Below are 19,527 nucleotides of genomic sequence, written 5' to 3'. Positions count from 1 at the left end.
GCATCCGGAACGACCACTACGTCGCTGGCTATCGTCAATTGCCGCTCAGACGAGGACCTCGGTGACGGGGAGGGAGGAGTCGGCGGGGAGGTCGAGGGCGGACGGCGTACGGCCGCGGCGGACCATCTCCGAGCCGAGGGCGGCGACCATCGCGCCGTTGTCGGTGCACAGGCCAGGGCGCGGGACCCGGACCCGGATGCCGCGGGCGGCGGCCCGCTCCTCGGCCATGGCGCGGAGGCGGGAGTTCGCGGCGACGCCGCCGCCGATGAGGATGTCCTCGATCCCCTCGGTGACCGCGGCGTCGATGGCCTTGCGGGTGAGCACGTCGCAGACCGCCTCCTGGAACGATGCGGCGACGTCGTTGACCGGCACCGGCTCCCCTGATCGCTCGCGCGCCTCGACCCAGCGGGCGACGGCCGTCTTGAGCCCGGAGAACGAGAAGTCGAAGCGGTGCCGCTCGAGGTCCTTGCGGGAGGTCAGGCCGCGCGGGAAGTCGACGTAGACGCTGTCGCCGTCGCGGGCGGCGCGGTCGATGTGCGGGCCGCCCGGGAACGGCAGGCCGAGCAGCCGGGCCACCTTGTCGAAGGCCTCCCCCGCCGCGTCGTCGATGGTGGCGCCGAGCGGATCGACGCCGGTGGTCACGTCGGTGACGCGCAGCAGGGAGGAGTGCCCGCCGCTGACGAGCAGCGCCAGGCACGGCTCAGGCAGCGGGCCGTGCTCGAGCTGGTCGACGGCGACGTGGGCGGCGAGATGGTTGACGCCGTAGATCGGCTTGCCGAGCCCGACCGCGAGCGCCTTGGCGGCCGCCACCCCGACCATCAGGGCGCCGGCGAGGCCGGGGCCGCTCGTGACCGCGATCGCGTCGACGTCGCGCAGCTGGATGCCGGCGGTCTCGCACGCGCGCTCGAGCGTCGGGACCATCGCCTCGAGATGGGCGCGACTGGCGACCTCGGGCACGACCCCGCCGAACCGCGCATGCTCCTCCACACTGCTGGCTACCGCGTCCGCGAGCAGGGTGTGCCCGCGCACGACGCCGATGCCGGTCTCGTCACAGGACGTCTCGATCCCCAGGATCAACGGTTCGTCGGTCACGGTGCCATTCTGCCGATCCGCCCCAGCACCCAAGGAGTGACATGCGCATCTCGGGACGCACGACGACCCGTTCCGCGGTCGTGGCCACCGCCGCGGCCCTCGTCATCGCCGGAGCCCCCTCCGCCGCCCCCGCCGACCAGCCGCTCGACCGGGGCGGGCCACCGCTCACGCCCCGGACGCAGTTCACGCTGCAGCCCGACGGGTCGAGCGGCCAGAGCCAGGCCGGGGACCGGATCCCCAACATCGACGTCGTGAAGTCGACGATCCGCACCTACTACAGGGCGACCGACGGCATCGCCGACAAGGCGTCCTCGCCGTACATCACCGAGCTGGGCAGCATCACCGCCGCTGCGCTCGCGCAGCTGCCCGCCGTCGACCCGGCCGCCAAGAAGGCCGTCGTGCTCGACGCCGACGACACCCTCCTGTGGACCTACGACATGGAGGACGCGGCGATGCACTTCACCTTCGACCCGACCCTCCAGAACACCTGGGTCCAGGAGCAGCGCTTCCCGGCGACGCCGTCGATGGTCGCCTTCGTCACCGCGGTGCAGGCCAAGGGGTACGCCGTCTTCGGCCTCACCGGCCGCAACGCCAACCAGGAGGACGCCACCCTCGGCAACCTCACCAAGGTCGGCTACTCCGGCTTCAACGCCGACAACTTCTACACCAAGTGGGTCTCCCCGACGCCGCAGCCGGCCTACGTCACGTGCGCCAGCACGTCGTGCACGACGGTCGAGTACAAGTCGGGCACCCGCAAGCACATCGAGCAGGACCTCGGCTACGACATCGCGCTCAACGTCGGCGACCAGTGGTCCGACCTGCAGGGCGGGTACGCCGACGCGACGCTCAAGCTGCCCAACCCGACGTACTTCCTGCCCAGCCCCGACCTCGACGGGACGCCGGCCGACGCGGCGTTCTCCCCCCGGACCCGCTTCACGATGGCCGCGGACGGCTCGAGCGGCGCGACGCTGGGCGGCGAGGGCATCCCCAACATCGACGTCGTGAAGTCGACGATCCGCACCTACTACAACGCCACAAACGGGATCGCGAACAAGAGGACCTCGCCGTACATCAGCCAGCTCGACCGGCAGACCGGCATCTGGGCCCGCCAGGTCCGACGCTCCTGCGCCGCCTACACGCGGCCGCACGTCAAGCACCACCCGCACCAGCACCGCCGGGCGGCGATCGTCCTCGACGCCGACGACACCACGCTGTGGACCTACGACATGGAGGACGGGGCGATGCACTTCAACTTCGACCCGACGCTCCAGAACACCTGGGTCCAGGACCGGCGGTTCCCGGCGACGCCCCGGATGAAGCGCGTGGTGCGCGCCGCCGAGCGCGGCGGCTGCAAGGTGTTCGGGCTGACCGGCCGCAACGACACCCAGAAGTGGTCGACGATCGTCAACCTCAACAAGCTGTACGGCGCCGGCACCTTCCGGCCGCGCCACTACTTCACCAAGTGGACCGGTGTCGGCAAGAGCCAGCAGCCGTCCTATATCCGGTGCGCGGCGGCGAAGTGCACCACCACCGAGTACAAGTCGCAGACCCGACGCCACATCCAGCGGGACCTGGGCTTCCGGATCCTCGCGAACTTCGGCGACCAGCTCAGCGACCTCAAGGGCGGCTACGCCCGGCGCTGGTACAAGCTGCCGAACCCGACTTACTACCTGCCCTGATCCGTCGGGCAGGGCGTCATCCTGCTGCGCCGCAGCCTCGCCCGAGGGTGCGGCGCAGCACGACGGCCGTGGTGCCGTCGCGGTAGTACCTGCGCCGTCGGTCCACCTCGACGAAGCCGCGGGCGGCGTAGAAGGCCAGCGCCCCCGCGTTGTCCTCGCGCACCTCGAGCAGCAGCCGGTCGGCGCCGCCCTCCCGCGCCGACCCGATGACGGCGTCGAGCAGCTCGGTCGCGAGGCCGGTACGCCGGTGCGCCGGGTCGACCGCGATCCGCTGGAGCTCGGCGATGTCGGCGACCACGCTGGCGACCGCATGGCCGACGACCACGCCGTCGTGCTCGGCGACCAGGTAGCTGATCGTCGGCAGGCCGCCGGCGATCCCGTCGGCCACGAGCGTCTCGGACCAGGCGTCGACGCCGAGGTTGTCCTGCTCGAGCGCGGCGACGACCGCCGTGTCGGCCGGGGTCGCCGGCCGGACGGTCACGAGACCCGCTTCGGCGCGTGCCCGGTGTCGGCGTCGGGACGGCGCAGGTAGAGCGGCTCCGGGTCGTGCAGCTCGGCACGCTCCTCCGCCACTGCGCGGGCCAGCCACCCCGCGCTGGGCGCCTCGGGGCCGACCCGGCGCGGGAAGGCCTCCGGGTAGAGCACGGCGCCCTGGCCGACGACCGGCTCGTCGGTGGCCAGCACGGCAGGCTTGTCGACGACCGGGCCCTCCAGGCGGGCGCCGTCCTCGGCGTACCGCGCGAGGTAGACCTCCTTGCGCCGCGCGTCGGTCGCGACGACGAACGGTCCGTCGACGGCGCCGGTCTCGACCGCCTCCACCGCGAGCGCGTCGAGCGAGCAGACGCCGTACACCGGAATCTCGAGCACGTAGCCCAGCGTCCGCGCGGTGACGAGGCCGACCCGCAGGCCGGTGAACGGGCCGGGGCCGATGCCGACCGCGATCGCGGTGAGGTCCTGGCGCACGATGCCCGCGTCGGCCATCGACCGGTCGATCAGGGGGGCGAGCTGCTCGGCGTGCTTCATCGCGCGCTCGGCGACGTGCTCGGCGACGACCAGGCCGCTGTCGCCGTCGTACACGGCGACCGTGACCAGCGGGGTGGCGGTGTCGAACGCGAGGAGCACGGGTCGAGGCTAGCGGCCCTTGTGGACGGACCGTTGCCGACCTGGTTCCGTCGTGTGGATCTCGCGTGACCCGGACGTGCATCTGGCGCGCGTAGGTTCGTCCATGAGAACCGACCGGACGCAGCCGTGGCGCATGGGGGTACCACGGAGGCGCTTGGGGGGGAAGCGCCGTCGGCGGTTGGTCCGAGGCCCGTCCCGCGCACTCCTTCCGAGGAGGCGGGGCGGGTCTCCTACGTCCGGGGTCAGGCGGTCGCGTCTGCGACCGAGTCGTAGATCCCGAAGACCCGGTCGAGCATCACCAGACCGAGGACCTTCAGCACCGGACCCTCGGTGCACACGAGCCGGACCTCCGCGTCGCGGGAGGCGTGCCAGCGTCGGGCGGCCACCAGGACGCCGATGCTCGTGGAGTCCATGAACGTGACCCTGCCGAGGTCGACGACCACGCGCGGTCCCGCGCAGAGCGCGGGGTCGAAGAGCACCGTGCGCAGGCGAGCGGACGTGAACACGTCGAGCTCACCTCCGACCTCGACGACCGTGTGGCCGTGCTCCTTGCGGACGTCGATCTCGAGCATCGTGTCGTCGGAGGGCGGCGCAGTGGTCACGGCCTCCTTTACCCGTCCCGACCCGGTGCCAACCCTGTGATCTCGACGGCCACGTCGAGCTGGCCCGCGTGGCGCGCGTACTCGGCGAGCACGTGGAAGCAGATCCACTCCAGCGTCGGCGGGTCGGCGGCGAACCGCCCGCCCGGCGACGCCCTCGTGTCGAGCGGGAGCTCGCGCAGGATCGCGCTGGTCCGCTCCCCGATCGCGGCCAGCCGCGCCGCGAGGTCCTCGGCCCGCACGTCGTCCGCGACGACCCAGCGCCCCTCGACCTCGGGGTCCCACGGCTCGTCGACGTCCCAGTCGCCCCAGGGCTCGGCGACCGGCTCACCGAGGAAGCCCCAGACGAACCATCGCTGCTCCATGTGCAGCACGTGGCTCAGCAGCTCGATCGGGGTCCAGCCCGACGGCAGCCTCGTCGTCCGCCGCTCCTCCTCCGGCAGGGCGAGCACGGTGTCGGCGACGTCCTGGCGGACCCAGTCGAGGTACGCCGCCCACCGCGCGGCGCCGGCCGGTCCGTGCTTGTCGGGCTCCAGGTCGTCGCGGGCCATCCGCTGGTGCTCGGTCACGAGCTCACGTGCCCTCGACCCGGTTGCCGTCCTCGTCCCAGTGCTCGGCGACCTTCTTGCTCGGCTGCACGCGCGGCGGCTCGCCGGGCATCTTGGGGTAGTCGGGCGGGAAGTTGAGCTCGCCGCCCGGCAGCTCCTCCCACAGCCGCAGCAGCGGCTCGAGGGAGTGCGCCGTGTCGTCGATGGTGGCCCAGGGGTCACCATCGGCCACCCGCTCGGGGACGGTGAAGAGGTTGAACTCGCCCGGGTCGGTGAGGGTCGCGAGCTCCTCCCAGGTGACGGGGGTGGAGACGGGAGCCCCGGGCAGCGGGCGCAGGGAGTAGGCCGAGGCGATCGTGCGGTCGCGGTTGTTCTGGTTGAAGTCGACGAAGATCCGCTCCCCGCGCTCCTCCTTCCACCAGTCCATCGTCACGCCCTCGTCTCGGCGGGCCAGCTCGCGGCCGAACCCGATCGCCGCGTGCCGCACGTCGGTGAACTCCCACTCCGGCTTGATCCGCACGTAGATGTGCACGCCGCGGTTGCCGGACGTCTTCGGGTAGCCCCGCAGACCGAGCTCCTCCAGCAGCTCGCGCGCGACCCCGGCGACCCGGACCGCGTCCGTGAACGTCGTCCCCGGCTGGGGGTCGAGGTCGATGCGCAGCTCGTCGGGGTGGTCGACGTCGCTGCGGCGTACCGGCCACGGGTGGAAGACCAGCGTGCCCATGTGCGCGCACCAGACCGGCACCGCGATCTCGGTCGGGCAGATCTCCTCGGCCGTCCGGCCCGAGGGGAACGTGATCTCGACGGTCTCGAGGTAGTCGGGAGCGCCCTTGGGCACCCGCTTCTGGTAGAACGCGTCGGCGTCCTTGTCCATCGGCCCCGTCGCGAGCTTCATCCCGGGCCGGACGCCGTTCGTCCAGCGCTCCAGCGCCGTCGGGCGGTCGCGCAGCGCGCGCATCAGCCCGTCCTCGACGCTCGCGAAGTACTCCGCCACCATCAGCTTGGTGACCTCGGGCGTCCGCTCGGTCGCCTCGTAGATCACCCGGTCGGGACTCGAGACGCGGACGGCACGCTCGCCCGCCTGGACCTCGGCTGCCGGGGTCTTCGCCATGTGCCCAACCTACAATTGCGGGCATGTCCTACAACGTGGAGAAGTCCGACGCCGAGTGGCGCGAGGAGCTGTCGCCGGAGGAGTACGCCGTGCTCCGCCAGGCCGGCACGGAGCGGGCGTTCACGGGCGAGTACACCGACACCGAGACCACGGGCGTCTACCGCTGCAAGGCGTGCCAGGCGAAGCTGTTCGAGTCCGACACGAAGTTCCACTCCGGCTGCGGCTGGCCGTCGTTCTACCAGCCGATCACCGACACGATCGAGTACATCGAGGACTCCTCGCACGGGATGAAGCGGGTCGAGGTCCGCTGCGCCAACTGCGGCTCGCACCTCGGGCACGTCTTCCCCGACGGCTACGGCACGCCCACCGGCGACCGCTACTGCATCAACTCGATCAGCCTGACGCTCGAGCCCGCCGACTCCTAGGCCGTCGCACCTGACCTGAGCGTCGCCGTCGGGGCCGATCCGCGACGCTGCGGTCAGGTGCGACGGGAATCAGGCGCCCTGGTCGACGAGCAGCGGGTGCAGCACGACGACGTCCTCGCCGTGCTCGGCGTCGAGCCAGTCCTGGAGCGACCCGTCGTCGTAGACGACGTCGACGACGAGGTGCCCCGCGCCATCGGGGTAGGAGGACTGGTAGCCGGGCAGGGTCTCGTCGAGCCCGTCCTGGATCTCGACCAGCTCGGCCTCGGTGAGCTCGACGGCCGGCGTCGGGTACGTCGCCGGCTCCTGCACCATCGGGTCGTAGAGCGCGGCCGGCACCGCGCTCTCGTAGGTGAAGGTCTCGCCGTCCCACTGCCCGGTGACCGCGAAGCTGCCCCACGTGGCCGGGCCCTGGCGCTCGAACATCCGCTCGTGGTCGGCCCAGTCCCACCCGACGATGGCCGGCCCGGTGCACTGCGGCGGGTAGGACTCCGCGACCGCGCCGAGGCAGAGCTCGGGGGACCCGGTGTCCATCACGGTGGCGAGCGCGGCCGTGTGCACGGTGCCGTCGGCAGCGGGCACGGTGGTCGGCACCGCCGGGGTCTCCCCGGCCGGGTCGGAGGCGACCGTCGGGCCACTCCCGTCCGACCCGCAGCCGGTGAGCAGGAGCAGGGCGGCAGCAGCCGCCGTCAACAGCGTCTTCATGCCCGTACGACGGGGCGGCGCTGCCGTCGGTTCCCGCTAGGGCAACCGGTCGAGCAAGTCGACGACGTCGATCCGGGCGCCGGTGTAGAACGGCACCTCCTCGCGGACGTGCCGCCGGGTCTCGGAGCCGCGCAGGTGCCGCATCAGGTCGACGATCCGGGACAGGTCGTCGGCCTCGAAGGCGAGGATCCACTCGTAGTCGCCGAGCGCGAACGACGGCACCGTGTTGGCCCGCACGTCGGGGTAGCCCCGCGCCATCTGGCCGTGCTCGGCGAGCAGGCGGCGGCGCTCCCCCTCGTCGAGGAGATACCACTCGTAGGAGCGGACGAAGGGGTAGACCGCGACGTAGTCGTGGGTGCGCTCGTCGGCGAGGAACGCGGGCAGGTGGCTGCGGTTGAACTCCGCGGGCCGGTGCAGCGCCATCTGCGACCACACCGGTGCCAGGCGCCGGCCGAAGCGGGTGCGGCGCAGCCGGTGGTACGCAGCCTGCAGCGCGTCGGACGACGCCGCGTGCCACCAGACCATCACGTCGGCGTCGGCGCGCAGCCCGCCGACGTCGTAGACGCCCCGGACCACCACGTCGGCCGCCGCCAGCTCGGCGACCAGCTCCTCGACCTCGACCGCCTCGGACTTGCGGTCGGCGTCGGGGCCGAGCGTGTCCTCGAGGCGGAAGACCGACCACATCGTGTAGCGGATCGTCTCGTTGAGCTCGTTGATCCGGGCGGCGTTGGACTTGATGTGGGCCTGGGGGTCGGTCTCGCTCATGCGTCCATTATCGGATCCGCTCAGTCGCGGCCGTAGCCGGCCTCCCGCGCCTTGATGATCGCCTCGGCCCGCCCGGCGGTGTGCAGCTTGGCGTAGATGCCGGAGACCGCGTTGCGCACGGTCTTGTTGGAGACGTAGAGCTCGGCGGCGATCGCGTCGTTGGACCGCCCGGCGGCGAGCAGCCGGAGCACGTCGCGCTCCCGCTCGGTGAGGTCGGGGAAGGGCTCGACCTCCTCGGTGCGCGCCACCCCACCCGCGAAGTACGTCGCGACGCGCGCGGCCAGCGTCGCCCCGAAGACCATGCCGCCGGCCGCGGCCGCGCGGATCGCGTTCTGCACCTCGTCGGCGCCCGAGCCCTTGAGCAGGTAGCCGCTGGCCCCGGCGCGGATCGCGCTCAGCACGGTGTCGTCGTCCTCGTTCATCGTCAGCATCACGACCCGGACCCCCGGCTGCCGGCCGGTGATGTGGCGGGTGGCCTCGATCCCGTCGAGCTCGGGCATCTGGATGTCCATGACGACGACGTCGGGCTCGGTCCCGTCGACCACGTGGATCGCGTCCCGGCCGTCGGCGGCCGTGCCGACGACCTCGATGCCGTCGAGGGCGCCGAGCAGGCTCGAGAGCCCCTCACGCAGGATCTGGTGGTCGTCGACCACGACCACGCGGATGTCGGTGCCGGTCACAGGTCGCTCCTCAGGGGCAGCCAGGCGCGCACGACCGTGCCGCCGGTGGATGGGCAGGTGACCTCGCAGCGGCCGCCGAGCTCGGCGGCCCGCTCCCGCAGCCCGACCATGCCGACTCCGGCCTGCGCGTCGGCGGGGATGCCGACGCCGTCGTCGGCGATCTCGACGAGCAGCGCGCTGTCGACGACGTCGAGGCGGACGGTCGCCGTGCTCGCGGCGGCGTGCCGGGCGACGTTGGTCATCGCCTCGCCGGCGATCCGGTACGCCGCCACCTCGACCGCCGCCGGGAGCGCTCCCAGGTCTCCGGCCTCGACGGCCGGGGCGGGTGAGAGCTGCTCGGCCTGCTGGCGCAGCGCGCCGACCAGGCCGCGGTCGTCGAGCGCCGGGGGGCGCAGGTCGTGCACGAGACGGCGTACGTCGGCGACGACGCCCTGCACGTGCTTGCTGGTGCTCCCGATCTGGGCCTTGGCGGCGTCCGGGTCCCTGTCGACCAGCAGCCGCGCGGACTCGAGCTGGAAGACCACGCCGCTCAGCGCCGGGCCGAGGCCGTCGTGCAGGTCGCGCCGGATCCGGCGCCGCTCCTCCTCGCGGGCGGTGACCAGGCGCTCCCTGCTCTCCTGGAGCTCCTCGGCGAGCCGGCCGGTGCGGGCCGCGGTGGCGGCCTGCCGCACCAGGTCGCCGAGCAGCTCCTCGTCGCGGCGGGACAGCCGGCTGCTCATGCCGCGCGCCGGCAGCACCAGGCGGCCGGCGACCGTGTCGCGGTAGGAGATCGGCAGCGCGCGCGTCTCGGCCGGGCGGTCGCCGTACGTCGCCACCAGGCGCTCGCCGCTGACGCGGTCCACCTCGACGCTCACGAAGCCCACGCCGAAGGCGCTCGCGACCGCCCGGGCCACCGCGGCCAGCTGCTCGGCGCCCTCGTCAGTGGACTCGAGGGTCGACGCGAGGCCGGCGACGACGTCATAGGGGTTGGCGCGGTCGCCGAAGAAGAGCCGCCGCACGCCGCGGGAGAGCCGGTTGCGCAGCGGACCGTAGAGCAGCACGGTCGTCAGCAGCACGACCAGCACCACCTGCGACTGCGCCATCTCGTCGTCGAGCGCGAACGTGATCGCCGCGACGACGAGGAAGTCGACGGCGACCAGCACGAGCGCGACGACCGAGAGCAGCACCGTGCGACCGAGCAGGTCCTCGATCGAGACCACGCGCGGGTTGACCACCGCGACGGTCATCGCGATCGGGGTCAGCGTGATGCAGACGAAGAAGACGACGCCGGTGAGGGTGCCGAGGTCGAGCACGACCGTGACGGCCACGGTCGTGACGGTGACCAGCGCGCCCCACAGCAGCCACCGCATCTGGTCGCGCTCGGTGTCGCGGGAGCGCCGGTAGCGGTGCACGACCACGCCGACCGGCACGACCAGGCCGATCACCGTGAGGGCCTGCAGGGCGCCGGTGAGCACGTCGGCGACGCCCTCCAGCGCCCAGATCGTGGTCGGGTCGGGGTCGACGCCGGGTGGCAGGTTCGCGCCGGGCTCGTCGTAGGGCGCGATCACGTAGGCGAGCGGGATCACGCTCATCACGCTCATGCAGACCCAGCTCGCGACACCCCACGCGCCGCGGACGAAGCGGCCCTCGGGGAAGAGCAGCGGCAGCACCACGATCGTCGCGGGCAGCAGCGAGGTGAAGCGGCCGAGGAACCAGGCCGCGAACGTCATGCCCGGCAGGGCGTCCTCGCTCACCGTGCCGAGGCGGACGTAGGACTCCGAGAGCCCGTCGAGCGCCCAGAAGAGACCGACCGCGCCGAGCGTCCAGCCGATGCCGCGGTGACCCGGGTGGCGCAGCACGACCGTGGACAGCAGGGCCAGCACCAGCCCCACCAGCGCGGTGCCGATGCCGTGGCCGATCTCGATGCCGTCGCCGTAGGACCACAGCACCGGCTCGCCGTACGACTGGAGCTCGAGGAGACCGACCCCGACGACGCAGAGCAGGCAGAGCAACGGGAAGACGGCAGCGACCGGCCAGGAGGCCGGTCGCTGCGCGTCGTCGTCCGGGTGGTTCACCGGGACATCATCACCGCTGCGCGCGGTCGCCGAAGCGGAAACCCGCCGCGGTGACCAGGACCATGAGCGGACCGGTCATGCCGGCCATGTACTGGACGGGCGTGATGCCGAGCAGCACGGTGAGACCGCCGAGCACGAGGCCGACGAGGCCGATCCAGCGCGGGACGGCTCCGGCGCGGTACGCCGTGAAGAGCGCGAGGCCGGCGAGACCGGCGAGCACCCAGCACCACGGGATGGTGCCGACCCAGTGGTTGTACATGACGGCGTTGACCGGCTCGATCATGTCGTCCTCGGGGATGCCGAGCACGAACTCGGTGTCCAGGCCGCTGCCCAGCACCGACACGACCGAGGTGCCGAGCAGGCCGCCGAAGGCGATGAGCGGGGCGATCGAGAGCTCGCCGAGCCCGGTGCGCAGCCGCCGGAAGAGGCCGGCCGCGAACACGACCATGAGCACGGCGCTCAGCACCGTGACCGAGTGGAAGGCGAACATCACGCCGGTCTTGTCGGCCAGGCGGTCGGCCATCGCCTCGGGGTCGCCGAACAGCTTCTCCTGGTAGACGGCGTCGATCATGCCGGAGGTGACGATGGTGCCGATCCCGGCGAGGCCGGCGCCGATGCCGGCGAGGGCCCAGGTGCGGCTGGTGCGAGCGGCCGTCGGGAGGTTGGTGACGTCCGAGCGGACCGGGTTGTCGGTGGTGACGTGGGTGGTCATCGTGAGCGCTTTCTGTGAGAGGGACAAGCTCGATGACCTGAGGTTGTCGGGCCGCTTGTCCCACCGCCCAGGGACAACAGGGCACACCTCTCCGTCTAGCGGATCCGGGCGGCGGCCCGGTGCGCCGAGGCGATGACGGCGGGGATGCCGACGCCCTCGTAGGCGGCGCCGCAGACCGCGAGGCCGGGGACGGCGTCGACCGCGACCCGGATCCGAGCGACCCGGTCGAGGTGGCCGACGGCGTACTGCGGGAGTCCGCCGCCCCACCGCTGCACGTGGGTGTCGACGGGGGTCGCGGCGAGACCCGTGGCGTCCCGGAGGTCGGCGAGCGACCAGGCCACGAGCTCGTCGTCGGTGGCCTGGAGCGCGGCCTCCTCGCCGGAGCGGCCGAGCGAGGAACGCAGCAGCAGGAGGCGCTGCCCGTCGGCGGCGCCGGCCGCGCGGACCCAGCCCCACTTGGCGAAGGAGAACGTCGCCGCCTTGATCCGGCGCCCCTCCACCGGCGGCACCAGGAACCCGGAGGAGTCGGTCGCCGCGAGGTCCGGGGCGTCGGCTGCCCGGACGGCGAGCGTCACGACCGCCATCGACGCCGACTCGATCGCGGCGAGCTCGGCAGCCGCCACGGGCGCCACGTCACCCAGCAGGCGGGCCGTCGGCGCGGCCGGCGTGGCGAGGACGACCGCGTCCGCCTCGACCAGCTCGGGGTCGGTGGTGGGGCCGACGGTGAGCGCGAAGCCGGACGGGGTCCGCCGCAGCTCGCGCACGGTGGCGCCGGTGCGCACCGACAGCTCGGCGGCGAGCGTCTCCGGGAGCCGGCCCATGCCGCCGGGGATGCCGGCGAAGACCGGCGAGTCGTACGTCGGGGCCGGCGCGGCGCCGCCCGCGGCGAACGTGAGCAGCTGCGGCACCGCGGCGCGGGCCGAGATGAGGCGGGCCTGGCCGGCGTACACGCCGCCGAGCAGCGGCTCGACGAGCCGGTCGGTCACCTCGGGTCCCCAGCGGGCGTCGACGAGGTCGCCGACCGAGACGTCGCCGACGACCGGGGCGGGCGCGAACTCCCGGAAGCGCGCGAGACCGGCCGGGGAGAGCACGCCGGCGGGGTCCTCGAGCGGCACCCCCATCAGCGAGCGGGGCAGCGGATGCAGCTCCCCGCGGCTCCAGATCCGGGAGGAGACGACGTCCGGGTGCTCGATCGGCAGGCCGAGCTCGCCGGCGAGCGCCACCCCCTCGGGGCGGCGGTTGAGCATCGCCTCGGCGCCCACGTCGACGGTCACCCCGGCGACCTCGTCGCGCCGCAGCTTGCCGCCGACCCGGGACGACGCCTCGAGCACCAGCACCCGGTGGCCGGCCGCGACGAGGTCGCGGGCGGCGGTCAGGCCGGCGATGCCCGCGCCGACGACCACCACGCTGCTCACGCCCCCCAGTCTCCCAGAGGCGCGGTCGGCGTCAGCCGGCGAGCCGCCCGAAGGCGCTGCGGTGGAAGACGAGCGGGTGCGCGGCGTCGACGAGGTGCTCCACGGCGTGCAGCCGGAGCAGCACGATCGTGTGGTCGCCGGCCTCCACCTCGCGGTAAAGGGTGCAGTCGAAGCGCGCCAGCCCCTCGTCGAGCGTGACCGCGCCGTCGTCGCTGGCGGAGAGGTCGACCTCGTCGAACCGCTGCTCGACGGGTCCGGCGAGCTGGCGGCAGACGTCGCCCTGGTGGGCGGCCAGCACGGTGACCCCCAGGTGCTCGGCGCGGCGGAGGTCGGGCCAGGTCCTGGAGGTGTTGGCGATCGAGAAGGACACCAGGGGCGGGTCGAGGCTCACCGACGTGAACGAGCTCGCCGCCAGCCCGACCAGCTCGCCGTCGACCTGGGCCGCGACGGCGACCACCCCGCTCGGGAAGGTCCCGAACGCCTCGCGGAGGCGCTGGGGGTCGAGGTCCTGGTTGGTGGGGAACGAGGCGACGGTCATGCGGGGGCTCCTGTCCGGTCGAGGAACGCGGCGATGACGGGCCGGGCGCGCTCCAGCCAGGCGGCGTACGCCGCGGGGTCGTCGTGCGCCGAGTCGATGACGTAGAGGCCCCTCGTCGGCACGATGCCGCCGATCTCGGTGAGCACGGGACGCAGCGTGTGCTCGGGTGCGAGCGCGTGGGCCGGGGCGCCGCCCAGCATCAGCGGGACGGCGACGCCCGTGAGGCCGTCGGTCGCGAAGCGGTCGAGGAAGAGCTTGAGCAGTCCTGTGTAGGCGCCCTTGTAGGTGGGCGAGGCGAACACCACGAGGTCTGCGCTCCCCACCTCGTCCACCAGGTCTGCGACGACCGGGTCCTGCCAGTCGAGCAGCCGCTCGCCGAGGTCGGCCAGGTCCACGACCAGGTCGGGCTCGTGGCCCGCCAGCTCGGTGGCGAGGTACCGCGCGGCTGCGAGCGTGCGGCTCTGCGGCTTCGGGTTGCCGACGACGACGGCGACCTGGGCGGCGCTCACGACGCCGCCACCGTGCCGCCGAACGGCAGGGGCGGGGTGGTGGCCCGGACGGGGCCAGGCGGCGACCAGAGGCCGCGCCGCTCGAGCTCGGGCAGCACGCCCTCGCCGAACCAGTAGGCCTCCTCGAGGTGCGGGTAGCCCGACAGCACGAACTCCTCGATGCCCACGGCGCGGTACTGCTCGATCAGGTCCGCGATCTCGGCGTACGAGCCGACCATCGCGGTGCCCGCACCGCCGCGGACCAGGCCGACGCCGGCCCACAGGTTCGGGTGGATCTCGAGCCCGTCCTTGGACCCCTGGTTGAGGTCGAGCATCCGGGACTGACCGACCGACTCGCTCTTGCGCAGCCCCGCCTGGACCCGCGCGATCTCGTCCTCGGAGATCCCCGCGAGCAGCCGGTCGGCCTCCGCCCAGGCCTCCTCCGAGGTGGCCCGGGCGATGGTGTGCAGGCGGATCCCGAAGCGCACCTTGCCCTCGCGGCCCGCGTCGGCGGCGAGCTTGCGGACCCACTCCACCTTCTCGCCGACCGCGGCCGGCGGCTCGCCCCAGGTGAGGTAGACGTCGACGTGCTTGGCCGCGACGGCGCCGGCCGCCGGGGAGGAGCCGCCGAAGTAGATCTGCGGCAGCGGCGAGGGGAGCTGCTGGAGCACGGCGTCCTGGACGCGCAGGTGCTCGCCCTCGAACGTCACGGGCTCGCCGGTCCACAGCCCCCGCACGATCGTGAGGAACTCGTCGCACCGTGCGTAGCGGGCGTCCTTGTCGAGGAAGTCCCCGAACATCCGCTGCTCGGCGCTCTCACCGCCCGTGACCACGTTGAGCGCGAGGCGGCCACCGGTCAGGTTCTGGAAGCTGGCGGCCATCTGGGCGGCGAGGAACGGCGAGGTCAGGCCGGGGCGGAAGGCGACCAGGAACTTCAGCCGGTCCGAGACCTGGCTGAGCATCGCGGTCGTCACCCACGCGTCCTCGCACCAGGCGCCGGTCGGGGTCAGCGCCGCCTCGAAGCCGAGCTGCTCGGCGCTGCGAGCGATCTGGCCGAGGTACGGCACGGATGCCGGCCGCCCGGACGGGCCGGCCTCGACCCCGTGGCCGCCGCCGACGACCTGCCGGCCGTCGCCGCCGTTGGTCGGCAGGAACCAGTGGAACGTGAGCTGGGACATGACTTCCTCTCACGAGACTGTCGTTGCGATTTATCTTGATCTGTTTTGTCTACTTTAAACCAGGTCAAGAATCGATCACGACGCCGCCCCCGCCGGAACCGCGCGGGCGCGGCCTGCGTCGGACCGGCATGACGCACCGGACCGCACGCACCCTCGTCGCCACGGCCGCGCTCGCGGCCCTCCTGCTCACCGGCTGCTCGTCGGACTCCGACGACGGCGGCAGCAACGACTCCTCCTCCGCCGCCGCCATGGAGCCCGCGGCTCCCGACAGGGACGGGGGCGGGGACGCCGTCCAGGGCCTCGCCAGTGATGCGGAGGCCGGTTCGTCCGCGGATGGCGCCGCGGAGGACGCCGCCGCACGGGACGAGGCTCCCGTCGATCCGGCCGACGGCGTCCGGCGCGCCGTGATCCGCACCGGCGACCTCTCGATGCGCGCCGAGGACGTCGGGCAGGCACGCTTCGCGGTGCAGCGGATCGCCGACCGCTACCGGGGCGAGGTCACCGAGGAGAACACGCAGTCCGACGACGACGGCGACCCGGCGTACGCACGCATGGTGCTGCGCGTGCCGAGCGACGACTTCGACGAGGCGGTCGCCGCGCTCGAGGAGGTCGGCGAGGACGTCTCGGTCTCGACCAGCGCCGACGACGTCACCACCAAGCTCATCGACCTGCGCAGCCGGGTCGAGACCCAGCGCCGCAGCATCGCGAGGATCACCGTGCTCTTCGAGCAGGCCCGCAGCATCCGCGACATCATGTCGATCGAGGCCGAGCTGTCCCGGCGGCAGGCGGAGCTCGAGTCGCTCGAGCGCAAGCAGGCCTACCTCGCCGGCCAGTCCTCGATGTCCACGATCACGGTCGGCATCGAGCGGATCCCCGACGAGAAGAAGAAGGCGAAGGCCGATGACGGCGACGGCTTCCTGGCCGGGCTCACCGCCGGCTGGGGCGCGCTGAAGACCTTCGGGATCGGTGCCGCGACCGTCGTCGGCGCGCTGCTCCCCTGGCTGGTCGTGCTCGCGCTGGTCGGGATCCCGGTCTGGCTGCTGGTGCGCTCGATGCGACGGCGGGCGCCGGAGGTGACCCCGGTCGCCGACGGTCCTCAGGACAGCGCGTAGCCCTGCACGAAGTCCGTCAGCCGCTTGAGCTGGTCGGGGTCGGTCGAGGGGATGACGCCGTGGCCGAGGTTGAAGACGTGGCCGCGGGCCGCGCGTCCCGCCTCGATCACCTCGGCGGCGCGGGCGGTCATCACCTCGGCCGGCGCGAAGACCAGCGTCGGGTCGAGGTTGCCCTGCACGCTCCGGTCGCCGACCGTCGCGATGGCCGCGTCGAGCGGGGTGCGCCAGTCGACGCCGACCACGTCGGCACCGGCCTCGCCCATGAGGCCGAGCAGGTTCGTGGTGCCGACGCCGAAGTGGATGCGCGGGACGCCGGTGGCGCCGATCCGCTCCAGCACCCGGGAGGAGTGGGGCATCACGTGCTCGCGGTAGTCGCGCGGCGTGAGCGCCCCCGCCCACGAGTCGAAGAGCTGCACCGCGGACGCGCCGGCCTCGACCTGGACCTCGAGGTAGGCCGCGGAGATGCCCGCGATCTTGCGCATCAGGGCGTCCCAGACGTCCGGGGCGCCGAACATCATCGCCTTGGTGAGCGCGTGCTCCTTCGAGGGGCCGCCCTCGACGAGGTAGGACGCCACCGTGAACGGCGCACCGGCGAAGCCGATCAGCGGGGTGCCGCCGAGCTCGCCGACGAGGGTGCGCACGGACTCGGTGATGTAGGGCACGTGCTCCGGGGTGAGGTCGGGGATCCGCTCGACGTCGTCGAGGGTCCGCACCGGGTGGGCCACCACCGGTCCGACGCCCGGCTTGATGTCGAGGTCGACGCCGACGGCCTTCAGCGGCAGCACGATGTCGGAGAAGAAGATGGCCGCGTCCACGCCGTACCTGCGCACCGGCTGGAGGGTGATCTCGACGACGAGCTCCGGGGTCATGCAGGACTCGAGCATGCCGACGCCCTCGCGGACGGCGAGGTACTCCGGCAGCGAACGGCCGGCCTGGCGCATGAACCACACCGGCGTGTGGGGGACCGGCTCGCCCCGGACGGCCTTGAGGAATGCGCTGTCGGCGAGGGCGGGGTGCTGCTCCGGCATGAGCGAAGCCTCGCAGGTGGTCGGCGTGTTCGCACATCGGCGAACGCCGGGCCGACTTACTGTGAACCCATGGTGGTCGGTCAAGAGACCCACCCGGGAACGGGTGCGGGCGCGGCGCCCGCGGAGTTCCGTGAGGCCGTGGCCACCATGCACGCTGCCCGCTTGCGCCCGGAGGTGCTCTGCGAGGAGATGCCGGCGCCGCAGCGGATCGCCCCGTGGGCCTCGGCCCTCTCCGCCGACGTCACCGTCGACGGCGTCGACGTCGGCACCGGCCGGATCATCCTGCTCCACGACCCCGCCGGCAACGACGCCTGGGCGGGCACCTTCCGCTGCGTGGCCTACGCCCGGGCCGAGGTCGACCTGGACCTGATCACCGACCCGCTGCTCGCCGACGTGGGCTGGTCGTGGCTGACCGAGGCGCTCGCCGAGCACGGAGCGTCGTACGTCGCGGCGTCCGGCACGGTCACGCGGGTCGCCACCGAGAGCTTCGGTGGGATGGCCGACGAGGGCGGCACCGCCCAGATCGAGATCCGCGCCTCGTGGACGCCGGTCGTCGCCGACGACGCGCCCGACCTGGCCCCGCTCGACGTCGCCCCGCACGTGGAGGCGTGGGGCGAGCTGCTGTGCACGGCGGCCGGGTTGCCGCCGGTGCCGGACGGGGTCGCCGTGATGCCCAGCCGGCGCGGCCAGCGGGGCGGCGGACGCTGACCGGCATGACCGACGACGACACTCCCACCGAACTCCCCCCGCTCCTGACGCTGCGCGACGGCCTGCCGCCGGTGGTGGAGACCGACGCGGACCTGGCCGCCGCTGCCGCCGCCATCGGGGCCGGCACGGGGCCGGTCGCGATCGACGCCGAGCGGGCGTCGGGCTACCGCTACTCCTCGCGCGCCTACCTGATCCAGCTGCGCCGCGAGGGCGCCGGCTCGTTCCTGGTCGACCCGATCCCGCTCACGTCGCTCGCTCCGTTGAGCGAGGCGCTGGCCGGGACCGAGTGGATCCTGCACGCCGCGACCCAGGACCTGCCGTGCCTGGCCGAGGTGGACCTGCACCCCGACGCGCTCTTCGACACCGAGCTCGCCGGCCGCCTGCTCGGCTATCCCCGTGTCGGGCTGGCGACGTTGGTCGAGACGCTGCTCGGCTACCGGCTGGCCAAGGAGCACTCGGCCGCCGACTGGTCGACGCGGCCGCTGCCCGGGCCGTGGCTGGAGTACGCCGCACTCGACGTCGAGGTGCTGCTCGAGCTGCGGGCGATCATCGGCGAGGAGCTCGAGAAGGCCGGCAAGGCCGAGTGGGCCCGGCAGGAGTTCGAGTACCTCCGCGGCTTCGTGCCCACCCCGCGCGTCGACGCCTGGCGGCGTACGTCCGGCGTGCACCGGGTGCGGGGACGGCGCGCGCTGGGCGCCGTACGCGAGCTCTGGACGGCACGGGACGAGATCGCCGAGCGCCGCGACGTCACGCCCGGCCGGATCCTCCCCGACGCCGCGATCGTCGCCGCTGCCACCGCGCTGCCGACGGACCGGGACGCGCTGCTCGCCACCAAGGGCTTCCACGGCCGGGGCGCCGAGCGCTACTCGTCCCGCTGGGTCGAGGCCTTGCGCCGGGCCGCCGAGATGGACGAGTCGGAGCTGCCCGTGCGCACCCCGCGCGGCGACGGCCCGCCCCTCCCCCGCGCCTGGGCCGAGAAGGATCCCGTGGCGGCCCGCCGTCTCGTCCTCGCCCGGGAGGCCATCACCGCACTCGCCGAGGAGCTCGTGCTCCCGGTCGAGAACCTGCTGACCCCCGACTACCTCCGCCGCACCCTCTGGACCCCTCCCTCCACGCGCGAGCCCGCCAGGCTCCTCGCGGCCGTCGGCGAGCAGCTCGCCGGCTACGGCGCCCGCCCGTGGCAGATCGAGCTCACCGCCCCCGTCCTCACCGACGCGATCCTCACCGCGGACGCCGAGCCTGTCGTCGCCGAGCCTGTCGACGCGCCTGCTGACGAGCCTGCTGACGACTGACGGCGGCTGGGGCGCCGGTCACCGGTGGTGGGTGTCGCCGACCGGCGGTCGGGGCGCGTGGGGTCGGCCCTGGGGTCTTCGGGGTTCCAGCGGAGATTCTGATTCACCTGGTGGATCAAGATCTCCGCTGAAACGCCTGCGCGCCCGACCGCAGGTCGGCGTCCTCCCGATCGGCGCCAAGATCGTCCGGAGCCAGGTCAGTCCAGGGCGGCGAAGCCGGCGAAGCGAACCCTTGATGGACCTGGCGGAGGACGAACAATGACGGCGCCGGGAGGACGA

At 73.2% G+C, this 19,527-nt stretch carries 21 protein-coding genes; 5 read left to right on the top strand and 16 right to left on the bottom strand.

Features of this window, described 5'->3' with window-relative positions; translation table 11 throughout:
- Positions 1-45 precede the first annotated feature (45 nt).
- Positions 46-1,092, bottom strand: coding sequence for a tRNA (adenosine(37)-N6)-threonylcarbamoyltransferase complex transferase subunit TsaD (gene tsaD, locus HZF07_RS19910; RefSeq protein WP_181645419.1), 1,047 nt, complete (start codon positions 1,090-1,092; stop codon positions 46-48).
- 41 nt (positions 1,093-1,133) lie between these two features.
- Between tsaD and HZF07_RS19905 the strand changes: the two genes are divergently transcribed.
- Positions 1,134-2,771, top strand: coding sequence for an HAD family acid phosphatase (locus HZF07_RS19905; protein WP_157343995.1), 1,638 nt, complete (start codon positions 1,134-1,136; stop codon positions 2,769-2,771).
- 16 nt (positions 2,772-2,787) lie between these two features.
- Here HZF07_RS19905 and rimI read toward each other — a convergent pair whose 3' ends face one another.
- The 5 genes from rimI to HZF07_RS19880 all read right to left on the bottom strand — a co-directional run bounded on the left by rimI (position 2,788) and on the right by HZF07_RS19880 (position 6,151).
- Entirely contained in the window at positions 2,788-3,252 is a 465-nt protein-coding gene (gene rimI, locus HZF07_RS19900; protein WP_181645418.1) for a ribosomal protein S18-alanine N-acetyltransferase, read from the bottom strand.
- Positions 3,249-3,893: a tRNA (adenosine(37)-N6)-threonylcarbamoyltransferase complex dimerization subunit type 1 TsaB gene (gene tsaB, locus HZF07_RS19895; RefSeq protein ID WP_181645417.1), complete on the bottom strand. Its 645-nt coding sequence runs from the start codon at positions 3,891-3,893 to the stop codon at positions 3,249-3,251. Before tsaB ends, rimI begins: the two co-directional genes overlap by 4 nt.
- Positions 3,894-4,135: 242 nt before the next feature.
- Positions 4,136-4,495 carry an STAS domain-containing protein gene (locus tag HZF07_RS19890; protein WP_157343993.1) on the bottom strand — a complete coding sequence of 120 codons (360 nt, stop codon included), beginning with the start codon at positions 4,493-4,495 and terminating at the stop codon, positions 4,136-4,138.
- An 8-nt stretch (positions 4,496-4,503) separates the two neighbouring features.
- Positions 4,504-5,061, bottom strand: a complete 558-nt coding sequence (locus HZF07_RS19885; RefSeq protein ID WP_309504865.1) for a mycothiol transferase — start codon at positions 5,059-5,061, stop codon at positions 4,504-4,506.
- 4 nt (positions 5,062-5,065) lie between these two features.
- On the bottom strand, positions 5,066-6,151 hold the full coding sequence (locus tag HZF07_RS19880; protein WP_157343991.1) for a DNA polymerase domain-containing protein: 1,086 nt from the start codon (positions 6,149-6,151) through the stop codon (positions 5,066-5,068).
- A gap of 23 nt (positions 6,152-6,174) precedes the next feature.
- Here HZF07_RS19880 and msrB point away from each other — a divergent pair, with 23 nt between their 5' ends.
- On the top strand, positions 6,175-6,576 hold the full coding sequence (gene msrB / locus HZF07_RS19875; protein WP_157343990.1) for a peptide-methionine (R)-S-oxide reductase MsrB: 402 nt from the start codon (positions 6,175-6,177) through the stop codon (positions 6,574-6,576).
- 69 nt (positions 6,577-6,645) lie between these two features.
- On the opposite strand, the gene HZF07_RS19870 is transcribed toward msrB, so the two are convergent.
- The 9 genes from HZF07_RS19870 to HZF07_RS19830 all read right to left on the bottom strand — a co-directional run bounded on the left by HZF07_RS19870 (position 6,646) and on the right by HZF07_RS19830 (position 15,108).
- A complete protein-coding gene (locus HZF07_RS19870) occupies positions 6,646-7,278 on the bottom strand; it encodes a hypothetical protein (RefSeq protein WP_157343988.1) in 633 nt (210 codons plus the stop codon).
- A 36-nt stretch (positions 7,279-7,314) separates the two neighbouring features.
- Positions 7,315-8,043, bottom strand: a complete 729-nt coding sequence (hemQ, locus tag HZF07_RS19865) for a hydrogen peroxide-dependent heme synthase (protein WP_157343986.1) — start codon at positions 8,041-8,043, stop codon at positions 7,315-7,317.
- A gap of 20 nt (positions 8,044-8,063) precedes the next feature.
- A complete protein-coding gene (locus HZF07_RS19860) occupies positions 8,064-8,723 on the bottom strand; it encodes a response regulator transcription factor (protein WP_181645416.1) in 660 nt (219 codons plus the stop codon).
- Positions 8,720-10,777 (bottom strand): sensor histidine kinase, encoded by a 2,058-nt coding sequence (locus tag HZF07_RS24605; RefSeq protein WP_157343985.1) that lies wholly within the window; start codon positions 10,775-10,777, stop codon positions 8,720-8,722. The genes HZF07_RS19860 and HZF07_RS24605 overlap by 4 nt, the downstream gene beginning before the upstream one ends.
- Positions 10,778-10,787: 10 nt before the next feature.
- Entirely contained in the window at positions 10,788-11,489 is a 702-nt protein-coding gene (locus HZF07_RS19850; protein ID WP_198346439.1) for a hypothetical protein, read from the bottom strand.
- Between the two features lie 95 nt (positions 11,490-11,584).
- Complete coding sequence (locus tag HZF07_RS19845; RefSeq protein ID WP_181645415.1) at positions 11,585-12,904, bottom strand: protoporphyrinogen/coproporphyrinogen oxidase; 1,320 nt, start codon at positions 12,902-12,904, stop codon at positions 11,585-11,587.
- A 31-nt stretch (positions 12,905-12,935) separates the two neighbouring features.
- Positions 12,936-13,442, bottom strand: a complete 507-nt coding sequence (locus HZF07_RS19840; RefSeq protein ID WP_157343983.1) for a flavin reductase family protein — start codon at positions 13,440-13,442, stop codon at positions 12,936-12,938.
- Complete coding sequence (locus tag HZF07_RS19835; RefSeq protein WP_181645414.1) at positions 13,439-13,951, bottom strand: NADPH-dependent FMN reductase; 513 nt, start codon at positions 13,949-13,951, stop codon at positions 13,439-13,441. The genes HZF07_RS19840 and HZF07_RS19835 overlap by 4 nt, the downstream gene beginning before the upstream one ends.
- Entirely contained in the window at positions 13,948-15,108 is a 1,161-nt protein-coding gene (locus HZF07_RS19830) for an LLM class flavin-dependent oxidoreductase (protein ID WP_157343981.1), read from the bottom strand. The genes HZF07_RS19835 and HZF07_RS19830 overlap by 4 nt, the downstream gene beginning before the upstream one ends.
- 128 nt (positions 15,109-15,236) lie before the next feature.
- Here HZF07_RS19830 and HZF07_RS19825 point away from each other — a divergent pair, with 128 nt between their 5' ends.
- Entirely contained in the window at positions 15,237-16,220 is a 984-nt protein-coding gene (locus HZF07_RS19825) for a DUF4349 domain-containing protein (RefSeq protein ID WP_157343979.1), read from the top strand.
- On the opposite strand, the gene hemE is transcribed toward HZF07_RS19825, so the two are convergent.
- A complete protein-coding gene (gene hemE / locus HZF07_RS19820; protein ID WP_157343977.1) occupies positions 16,205-17,248 on the bottom strand; it encodes a uroporphyrinogen decarboxylase in 1,044 nt (347 codons plus the stop codon). The genes HZF07_RS19825 and hemE overlap by 16 nt on opposite strands.
- Positions 17,249-17,395: 147 nt before the next feature.
- Here hemE and HZF07_RS19815 point away from each other — a divergent pair, with 147 nt between their 5' ends.
- On the top strand, positions 17,396-17,956 hold the full coding sequence (locus HZF07_RS19815) for a DUF3000 domain-containing protein (RefSeq protein ID WP_232523641.1): 561 nt from the start codon (positions 17,396-17,398) through the stop codon (positions 17,954-17,956).
- Positions 17,957-17,961: 5 nt separating this feature from the next.
- Complete coding sequence (locus tag HZF07_RS19810) at positions 17,962-19,248, top strand: HRDC domain-containing protein (RefSeq protein ID WP_157343973.1); 1,287 nt, start codon at positions 17,962-17,964, stop codon at positions 19,246-19,248.
- The last annotated feature ends 279 nt before the right edge of the window (positions 19,249-19,527 follow it).

The sequence above is a fragment of the Nocardioides agri genome, from assembly GCF_013778305.1.
Classification (GTDB): Bacteria; Actinomycetota; Actinomycetes; order Propionibacteriales; family Nocardioidaceae; genus Nocardioides; species Nocardioides agri.
Note: the sequence above shows the minus strand (reverse complement) of the source record. Positions and strands in the feature narration are given on the sequence as shown.